Source organism: Verrucomicrobiota bacterium, assembly GCA_021294815.2.
In the GTDB taxonomy this organism is placed as follows: Bacteria; Verrucomicrobiota; Verrucomicrobiia; order Opitutales; family LL51; genus LL51.
In genome coordinates this window covers 60,728-70,372 of record CP095464.1, presented here as the reverse complement: position 1 = coordinate 70,372, position 9,645 = coordinate 60,728, and the positions used below count along the sequence as shown (strand labels likewise).

The window sequence follows — 9,645 nt, the reverse complement described above, 5'->3', positions numbered from 1 at the left end:
AAAGAATATTAAAAACAATGGAATTTTGAGAAAAATTCCTTATAATGCGCTCCGGAATGGGAGCGAGGGAAAAAGAAGCCGAAACTCAGCGAGATACTGCACGTATCCCGCTGGAAACAGGACGAAGCGAATTTGATCAGATTTTAAAAAAACATTTCCGAGGGCCTTCGATGTTTTGGCGGACTCTATTGGATGACTTCCCTGGGCTCGATGAACGTCACCTTGAAGCCGCGTACAGTATTGGGTTCGCGGCATTCAAGCAGCATAAATATGAGGATGCGGAAAAGATTTTTTACTGCTTGGCGATGATGAATCATTTCGAAGTCCGCTACTGGAAGGCGCTCGCCGTAACGCTCTTTATCGAGCACAAATACGACGCCGCATTAGGAGTCTATCTCGCGGCCTATTTTTTAAACCCTTCCGATATTGAGGTAATTTCAGCAATGGCAGATTGCTGTCTTGCACTTGAAAATCGTGAGGGCGCGATCGAATTTTTTAACCAAGTGGTCGAAGTATTTCAAGAAACTCAAAAGCGTCCGGATCTTGCCGAACGCGCGAGAGGAACACTAGAACTGATCCGACAAAACACAAAAAATCATGAGGAGGCTGTATCATGAGAGAAGTTTATTCTTTAACCGATATTTTACTTAGTAAGACGTATCCCGATCCGAAGTTGAAGGGGCTATCAGAAGCGGAACTCGCCAATCAAGCGGAAACGGTTCTAGGTTATCGTATCGCGCATATGACCGATGCGATGTTTTGTTACACGCCGAATGTAAAGGCCAACAAGGACAACGGACTCTATCAGCTTCCGGAGATCGATATTACTGAGATGACTTCCGTCGGCGTCGCGATGGCGATGCTGATCATATCGACGCTCCAAAATGAGCTCATGCTGGATACGCAGCTCGATGGAATTAAGTGTACACAAAATCAGAAATTGGGTGCCAGTAACACGAAAATTTTAGAAACCAAAAAGGCAATCCGGAAGTCACGCTACAAAAGCCCGTTCCAGCTTTTCATGGAGAAGCTCAATAAGTCGGGCATCATGAAATTTCTTAATAGTAATTACGGCAAAATTGTTATGTTTCTTATCGGTGCCGCGACAACAATTGCCTCCTTTGGTACGGCGGGGCCTGCGGTAATTGCAATTGGATCAGTGCTTCTCGCATTCCAAGCGGCAGAACTTATTTTGGGGAAAAGCATGGGGGAGCTTTTGACTCAAGGAATGAGCGATGATAAGGCAAAAATGGCGTTACAGATGTCAATTGATATGGCATTCATGGTAGCCGATATCGCCAATGGTGCGCTTGCCGGCGCAAAGGCCGGAGCAAGTGCAATGGACAAAGCCGCTGATGCCGCAAAGGAAGTGCAAAAGGCGACGAAAGTTATTGAAGATGCTCAGAAGGCAACAAGGGCAGCGAGTGAAAATCTTCAGGCCGCGAAAGATACCTTGAAAACGCTTAAGGAGGCCGGCGAAGCATCAGAGGACACTATTAAAGCACTTGAAGACGGAGTCCAAGCCTTGGAAGAAGGCACTAAAAAACTCGATAAACTTGTAGAAGATACTCAGGCGACACAAAAAGCGCTTCACAATGCACTTAACAGTGAGGATGCGGTTGGGATCCTTAAAAATTCCCAAAAACTCGAAGGACAGCTGAACGATATCACTCAACAGGCTCAAGAGCTCAATAAATCTTTTGGTCAATTCGCTAACACAGCTAAAGCAAACAATTTGGGGGTGTTAGCCCAAGGTAGTAACAATGTAGCGGATCTGATGGACGGAACTATGGTGTCGGGAGCGGATTTGTTACGAACATTTCATGGAAAATTCGATGATCTTCTTTCGGATCCCAAGTATCTTGAGGGCTTGGAGAATGGACTCAAAGAAGGAAGGAAAAAGGTAGAGTCACTTCAGGCCGAACTAAAGCAGACGGATGTTAGCGATGTAAAAAAGGTAAACGAACTAAATGCGGCGATCAGCGAGCAGAAAGAGTTTAATCAACAGCTTGTTAAGCAAATTGATCTTATCGATGCAGGAAATAGTTTGAAGTTGGCCGAAGATGTGCGAAACAATGCCCAGCATGAACTTGAATCATCGAAGGTAGATGACGCCACGGTAAAGCAATTTCAAGATGGTGACCTTACGATTGCTGAAATGCAAGGTAAAATGCGTGAAGGAAAATTTAAAGATATCGAGCAATCGCTAGACATCCGTAATTTTGAAAAGAATCAGCAAATTAAGCGGGCTAATTTACAAGAACAATTGGATCAGGGGCGGGAGAGCTTAAAGGAGTTAAGAAAGGATTTGGATAGTGCCGAAACTAACAAATACTCCCCAGATCAAATACAGGACCTAGGGGACCAGATTAAAAAACAAGATCTTTCCAATCGAAAGCTCGTTGAAGAAATCGATTTTATCGATTCTGGTTACGATGCCAAGAGGGCAACAAGTATGCGTGGAAATGCGGAAGAAATTGCCGGTAATGCGGGAAGATTAGATGGGTCTTTGGGACGGAATGGTATGGGGGCATTGGAAACTCGATTGAGGAGAGGAGATGCGACGATGGCAGAAATTCGAGAGAGTGCTTCTAGTGGCGGTTTCGATGATGTTGCCAAAGCACTTGATACGGGAAGTGGAGGCTATGCGGATGCAGAATTCGGGGCGTATACCGTGCACGGGAATTTTCTCTCTTCTAGCAACCGGACGGCGACAGGGGGTACCCGTCGGGCAAGCCAAGCACTTTCCGGTATTGCCACGGGCGCGCGAGCGATTGCGGGTTTGAGAGGACTTGAACACCTCAATATTTTTCAGCAAATCATGATCGCGAGTCAACGGCTACAAAACATGGTTCAGGCGACGATGCAATTTTATCAATCGCTCTACAACCTCGCGCTTAATGAAGAGACCAATCGCAATACGATGTATGCCGCGGAAGTTGACGCGATCAACACGCGCTACAAGGCGCTCGATGAGTTTTATCAGATGATTATCGATAATCAGATGGCCGATATTCAATCGCTGATGTCTTACGTCAAGGCATCCTATGAGCGCGCAGCGGAGGCGATCCGCGAGTACGGCGAAACGAATATGGAAATTATTCGTAACATCACAGTGTAAGTGTATGAGTAAGACGGAGACCATTCCTGGAGATACTCATATCCCGAAAAATTCGAACCCGTCGGGCGTTAAGCGTGCGTCGGGCGATAATGCTTCGGGGATGGATGCGGCCACGTTGAATGCGGTCGCGATGAATCTGGGCGCGAACATGACCTTAGATTCCATAACGATCCAGGCGACAGTTGATCGGACGGCGCAGTCCCATCTCAATAATACAAATATTACGTCGATTAGTGCGGCGCAAAAAGTTGAAAAGCGCTCGGAAAAATTGAACGAGCTTGCGTTTGGGATGAAAGGGAAGGACTTTCAGTCGACGAAGGTCAATAGTCTTGGAGATCTCATGTGTGAGATGATGATTTTAATGATCCAATCGACTTCTGAACGGCGGAAGATGGAACGTGAGATGCGGGCGTTACTGGTGACGGCGAATGTCGATCAATCAAAAGAACTTGCGGAGAAAATTTTACAAAAAGCCCAGGCGGAGGTGGAGCAAAGTCGGAGTACGGCCATTTTTCAAGTCGTCGCGTCAGGTGCAAGTTTTGCAGTGAGTGTTGGTTGTCATATGATGCCGACCAAAGGAAAGGATTTTGCCTCAATCCAAACCACCTTGTCCGTTAGTAAAACTTTTTCAGATACCGCGCAATCGCTTGCGACTATTGCGGATATGGCGAAGGCGGATGAAATTAAGACCATTGCGGCAGCAGAGGCAGACATCACGAAACGACGCGCCTTGATAACGCTTACAAAGTCCGTTGCGGACTCCGTTCAAACTTCCTTGAGCGATATCGACAGTACCCGAGAATTCTTTTTAGATATGATTTCTCAAATTGCCCAAGCGGAACACGATGCAAAAATGCAAATTATCCGCAATTCGCGGGTTTAATCAACAGCTGGCGATATCGCTGAATTATGGAAATATGGAAATATAAAAATGCAAAGAGATTTCTTTCCGTTGCAGAGAGAGAGTATTCCGTTAGGAAGAAAAAATCTTTATAATCCTATTTTATTTTGTACGGTCATAATCCCCTGGTTCTCGAGACTGTTGATTTCCTTCATCATTTGGAGACAGAATTTCGCTACTGATATAAAGGATTCGACAACATCCTTAACCGACTGTTGGGCATTTTCATTCAGACGGTTGAGGGCTTCAAGATCCCTAATGGATGACTCTAACTTAGCTATGTCGAAATTGCAGATCGCATCGATTACCCCCTTCATTGCACTTGCAATAGCCTGTCCCAAGCCGCCGATTGCATTGTATTTTTGAATTAGTGTATTTCGACTTATATCATCAAGTCTGAAATTACGTGTACTATCGAAGCCCGTGTTTATCTCTTGAGTCCCGTTATCCTGTTTTCGGTTGGCTTTGATTGTTCCTGCGATAGTCATCCCTGAAGAAAAGGCTGTACCGACGAGACCTGTGATGGCACCTGCTATGGCCTGGTCAAAGGCAATTTTACCCTTTTCAAGGATCATACTGGCAATTTCTTTGGATTTTTGATAAATCGTCGAAGCCATTTCTGCACTCATTTCGCGATTTGCCTGTTTCCCTTCCATTGCACTTTTAAGCTGCAAAATGAGAATCGCTGTCATGATATCACCAAGTGAACCTCTATCGGTGGGGAGGCCGCTATCGATAATCTGGTTAATATTGTTAGCAAGGTTACGAATGCTTTTAGGATCGCTGCTTTGAAGGCATTCCATGCAGCTTCTGTTGAGTTGAGTCGATTCGTCTGTGCTTAAAGATTCAGAACGGGTTACACTGCTTGTACCATTAATCTTTTCCACATATGCATGCATTTCTTTCATTATATTGACGCTAACATTTAAATTTTGTTTAAGCGTTTCCAGGTTGTCAGCAGCTTCCATTATTGCTCCCTTTTCGGCCTTTGTGAAATCACTAATTCCAGAACCACCTATTTGTCCATATCCAGATGGAGTGGTTTTTTTATTTTCGCTAGATGCAATAGTCTCTGGACTTTCCAATAAAGCTCTTATCCTTGGATCAGAACTTGGTATTGGTAATTTATTTACATTTTCCATTGCCGCCATGCGGATATCATAAAAATTCGCGGCTGGCGCTCAAGGATTTTGTTGAAAATTTTGTAAATTTTTTAATTGAATTTGCAAGCGCTTGTTCTCTTCACGGAGGTGTTGCAAGAGAGCAAGAAACTGTTGATGCGATTCGTAGAGGGCTTTCTTAGGGCCAAGAATTTGTTGTACAAGGCGATTCTGCGCCGTTGCAATGAGGCTATTGGCAATTTGCTCCTGGTTTTTCGGGGGATTTCGCGCCAAAAACGCACGTAAAAAATAAATCGCTAAAACGGGGTCATCATAAACCGTTAGGTAAATTTGGCCGATGTTGAGGTACGCATTCTTGGCTTCCGGTACTTTTTTGATGACTTCTAAAAACAATGGAAGTGCCTCTTTGGGTTTTTGAGATTGTAAAAAAACAAGCCCCTGGCGGTACGCGGGCGTGTCGGTCTCCTTCAGTTTCGATGATCCACACCCGACCAATAAAAATGCGCTCCCTAAAACTGACCACTTTTGCCACATCGCTTTTCGGACTTGTGTTTTGGGCGAGCTTGTTAATCTGCTGAGTTGAGGCAAGTCATGATTACAAAGCTGTCGATTATACTGTTGACATTATTTTTGTTGGGCATTTGCGGTTTCGTTATTCTGTTGATTTTAATGCAGCGGCCGAGCGAGGAGTCCGGGATGGGCGCGACTTTGGGTGGCGGTGCGGTAACGTCTGTTTTCGGCGGCGAAGCGGTCAATACTCTCGCAAAAGCGACCAAGTACTGCGTGGTCATTTTCTTTTTGATTTCATTTTTACTTTCGCTGCTCTACATGTCGCTGGAAAAGACCGTTAAATCGCAGCATCTACTCGAAATGAAAGCCGTTGTAACAGCTGAAGTTCCTCAGGTGACGTCGGAAAGAGTTCAAGAGTCAGTTATCAGTGAGAAACCGACTTCCGAAAGTTTGGTCGTGCCGGCGGCAGAGGCAATCGATATTCATGAGGGCACGAAGCCCGAATCACAACCGCTCGAAGCGGCGCCTCAGGCAACGGAAGTTGCTGATACCTTGAATGAAAGCGATGTGTCAAAGTCGAAAGTCGATCTTTGATCTGATTTGCTCCTGGTAATGTGACATTGTTACAGCGGTTTATTGTAGTTCTAGGAACAGTACTGGGGCTTGTTTTGCCAGCAAGCGCAGGCTCTAAGGCACACCGAAGACAGTTAATCCCGCTTAATGCGGAACGTCTAGAAAAGGTCGTCAAAGAATTGTCGTCAGTGCGACTTCTGGAGGTGGCGCTTTCGTTCCGAATGACGACTACGAAACTGAAGGAGCGGGATCAGATCGAAGGGAAGTTATTTGCTAAGACCATTGCTGGCCACTTAGCGGTTCGCGTCGAACTTGGTAGTAATGTGTTCTTAAAAACACCTTTGGGAGGTATGGCTGCATCAGCACCGACCAGTTCTTCGGAGATAGCACCGTTACGACCGGGGCATTTATTGAGTTTTAACGATATCCTTTTACCTTTTCTTTTATGGCCGTGTTATACCTACGAAGGGACACGAAAAGTTTTGGGGCGCAACACACATATTATTCGGTTTAACCGCAGACCTAGCCGATCGGCTCTTGCGGAAATTCTAATACAACCTTGGGATTTCCGGCAGATGTTGGGTCGTGTTTTTCCAAAGAAAGATGCCCATATCGCTGTAAGCGAAAATAGTACTGAAACCCGCTTCGATGCGGTTGATGTTGCGTATGATCCCGCTTTAAAAGCAATTATACAGGTAGAGTACTTAAGGAAAGAACCTAAGGATAGAAACGTAACAAAGGTCTTAAACTCGAACAATATTCAGTTGACAACGGATTGGGAAGTTGTTCGCAGATTTCAGCTCAAGAATTTTAAAAAAGTCGACGGCACCTGGTTGATGAAGTCCGTCGAAATTGTAGATCTTCTTCAAAACTGGGTGACAAAAATCGACTTTATCGGTTCCGCTGTACGGCAAAATTTTCCACTACTGTGGTTCGAGCCTGGAAATTTAGATTCCGTTGATGATTCGGAACTACCTTATGTAGCAATGTAGATCGCCGGTCGAAGTGAGATTTTAAAGCAAGATCGCTATCATTGTTCGTTCCGCAATGGGCAGATCGCCGTGAATAGTTAGTCTCGTAAATAAATTTACAAATTTATTGTAAAAAAAAACGTTCCGTTACAATGATTTGTATGAATTCAATAGGCAATAGCATCAGAAACTTTTTCAGTACCACTATCAGAATTGACAAACATATTGATGGAGATGCTGATTTTAATAATATGGCGCTCTTGGCCAGAGGTGAGTTCAGAGCCAAAGGGGAATATATAACTGCTCGCAAAGAGGATATTAGAGAGGCCTTAAAACTCATTGGTTTTGGCTTTTGGGATCGGATGAAAGCGATGAGGGCGATCGGGTGCGCAAACGATATGGGGAAGGTTCGTGGACTTGATGGCGATCTTGGACAAGCTGTTCAATTTATACATAAAAAAATTTCGGATAGGAAAACGGTTTGCTTTGGAGGAAGGTTTTTTCTTGATAACGGTAAGGATTCCTTTTTGAAGATGATCAAAAATCCTAAGGAACTACAACGAAAATTTGATAAGTTCAAAACTGAAAATTCTAATAAGGTGAAGAGTCAAGTCGGTTCTAAAAGCCCCGAGGCAGCGAAAGAAAAACCTCAATATTACGGATCATCGGAATTTAACAACGAACAGGGGATAACTTTGAATGAATTATTTTCTGAATCTGGCTCTAAAAGCCCCGAGACAACGAAAGAAAAACCCCAATAAGTGTTTTTGGAGAATGTGAATTTAAAATACAGAATGGTACCCATATTTGTCACTATACTTTCGATATTACATAGTAGGTTGAATGTCGTTTTTTATAAACAACACTCGACAAATCGGACATCTTTCAATTTTGTGTCCACGGGCGGGACAGTAGTCGCGGCCGAACTGAATCATGCGAACGTGGAGTCCGTCCCAATATTGTTGGGGGTAAATTTTTTTCAGAGCTTGTTCGACTTTGACGACATTTGGTGAATTTACTAATCCCCAGCGATTGGCTAGCCGGCGAATGTGTGTATCTACGGGAAAGGCCGGTTGATGAAAACAATGTGCCATCATCACACTCGCTGTCTTATGCCCAACGCCGGGAAGTTGTTCTAATTCCTGAAAATTATCCGGGATTTCGCCGTGAAACTTTTCCAGTATCATTTGTGCACAAGCCTGGATATTTTTTGCCTTGGTATGGAAAAATCCACACGGACGAATGAGATTTTCTAAAACGTCGAGCGGCAGCTGGCTCATTGCTTCGGGCGTTGCCGCTTGCGCGAATAATTTCGGCGTCACTTGGTTGACGCGCGCGTCGGTGCACTGGGCCGAGAGGATAACCGCGACGAGTAGGGTAAACGGCGAGCCGTGATGAAGGGGAATTTCTAAGTTTGGGTACAACTTTTCGAGCATCTCGTGGATGAATTCGGCACGGGCTGCAAGTTGATCGAAAGGTGAGTTGAATTTTGGGGTAGGCTGCATTTTGGATAGATATAGATTTAAGGCGAGGGTTTTAGGGTTCGCAATACTTCAGTGAAATCATCGGGAATTGGTGCTGTGCAGGTTATGGGCAGGCCAATGCGTGGGTGTGAAAATGTTAGCGATTCCGCATGGAGCATGATCCGCGGAAAGGTATTTGGGGATAATTTATTGGAAGGGGAACCATAAACCGTGTCGCCGACGATAGGCCAACCCTTATAGCTGAGGTGTACGCGAATTTGGTGTGTCCGTCCCGTCCAAATGCGCACATCGAGCCAAGCATATTGTTTAAAGCGTTTACGAACAACCCAGGTCGTTTTAGCGTATTTCCCTTCCCGCATCGCCGCCATTCGCGTCTTGTCCGAAAGTTTACGGCCAATCGGAACCTCAATCGTACCGGTTTGGAGCGGTGGATTTCCGTGGATAATACACATATATTGTTTTTGGATATTGTGTTCGGCAAAATCGCGACTCAGCTGTTTGAACGCGCGGTTCGATTTCGCAAAAACGATACATCCCGTGGTTTCTTTGTCCAAACGATGAACAACACCCGGGCGATCCTTTTCGCCAAGATAGGAAAGAGGGCAGTGATCGAGAACATATTCGACGAGCGTTTTCCCCAAAAAACCGGGAGCGGGGTGGACGGCGATATTTGCGGGTTTATCGATGACGATGAGATCCTCGTCTTCAAAAAGAATCGAAAGTTCTAACACGGGCGCTGGGGCGATTGCCTTTATCGTAGGCAACTCATAAATAATTGTATCACCCGGATAAACAAAATCGTGTGGTGTGATTTTTTGACCATTACGTTCAAACGGAACGGCTGTTGCTGATTTAATGACAGATCGCGGTAGTTTGAGCAGTTGCGCCAGGATCTTATCGCAACGATCGGGAATAATATCAGTCGGTACGGTGAGCGTTGCCATTACCGTATATGTTGCTGAAA

General features: G+C 44.9%; 10 protein-coding genes. 6 read left to right on the top strand and 4 right to left on the bottom strand.

Annotated elements, in window-relative coordinates; all coding sequences use genetic code 11:
* The first annotated feature begins 44 nt into the window (after window positions 1–44).
* From LW808_000350 to LW808_000340, 3 genes are read left to right on the top strand one after another with little or no spacing between them, the layout of a single operon-like run.
* Window positions 45–617, top strand: a complete 573-nt coding sequence (locus tag LW808_000350) for a hypothetical protein (GenBank protein ID UPA28518.1) — start codon at window positions 45–47, stop codon at window positions 615–617.
* A complete protein-coding gene (locus tag LW808_000345) occupies window positions 614–3,121 on the top strand; it encodes a hypothetical protein (protein UPA28517.1) in 2,508 nt (835 codons plus the stop codon). The genes LW808_000350 and LW808_000345 overlap by 4 nt, the downstream gene beginning before the upstream one ends.
* A gap of 4 nt (window positions 3,122–3,125) precedes the next feature.
* Complete coding sequence (locus tag LW808_000340) at window positions 3,126–4,004, top strand: hypothetical protein (protein ID UPA28516.1); 879 nt, start codon at window positions 3,126–3,128, stop codon at window positions 4,002–4,004.
* 107 nt (window positions 4,005–4,111) lie between these two features.
* Here LW808_000340 and LW808_000335 read toward each other — a convergent pair whose 3' ends face one another.
* Both LW808_000335 and LW808_000330 read right to left on the bottom strand, forming a co-directional pair.
* Window positions 4,112–5,173: a hypothetical protein gene (locus LW808_000335; protein UPA28515.1), complete on the bottom strand. Its 1,062-nt coding sequence runs from the start codon at window positions 5,171–5,173 to the stop codon at window positions 4,112–4,114.
* Between the two features lie 30 nt (window positions 5,174–5,203).
* Window positions 5,204–5,677: a hypothetical protein gene (locus LW808_000330; protein ID UPA28514.1), complete on the bottom strand. Its 474-nt coding sequence runs from the start codon at window positions 5,675–5,677 to the stop codon at window positions 5,204–5,206.
* Between the two features lie 57 nt (window positions 5,678–5,734).
* Between LW808_000330 and secG the strand changes: the two genes are divergently transcribed.
* From secG to LW808_000315, 3 genes are all read left to right on the top strand, one after another.
* Entirely contained in the window at window positions 5,735–6,247 is a 513-nt protein-coding gene (secG, locus tag LW808_000325; protein UPA28513.1) for a preprotein translocase subunit SecG, read from the top strand.
* 20 nt (window positions 6,248–6,267) lie between these two features.
* Window positions 6,268–7,218 (top strand): hypothetical protein, encoded by a 951-nt coding sequence (locus LW808_000320; GenBank protein ID UPA28512.1) that lies wholly within the window; start codon window positions 6,268–6,270, stop codon window positions 7,216–7,218.
* Between the two features lie 140 nt (window positions 7,219–7,358).
* Window positions 7,359–7,958, top strand: coding sequence for a hypothetical protein (locus LW808_000315; protein UPA28511.1), 600 nt, complete (start codon window positions 7,359–7,361; stop codon window positions 7,956–7,958).
* A gap of 66 nt (window positions 7,959–8,024) precedes the next feature.
* On the opposite strand, the gene nth is transcribed toward LW808_000315, so the two are convergent.
* Both nth and LW808_000305 read right to left on the bottom strand, forming a co-directional pair.
* The gene (gene nth / locus LW808_000310; protein UPA28510.1) at window positions 8,025–8,702 is read right to left on the bottom strand and encodes an endonuclease III; all 678 of its coding nucleotides are present in this window, start codon (window positions 8,700–8,702) and stop codon (window positions 8,025–8,027) included.
* 17 nt (window positions 8,703–8,719) lie between these two features.
* Window positions 8,720–9,625 (bottom strand): RluA family pseudouridine synthase, encoded by a 906-nt coding sequence (locus LW808_000305; GenBank protein ID UPA28509.1) that lies wholly within the window; start codon window positions 9,623–9,625, stop codon window positions 8,720–8,722.
* Between the last annotated feature and the right edge of the window lie 20 nt (window positions 9,626–9,645).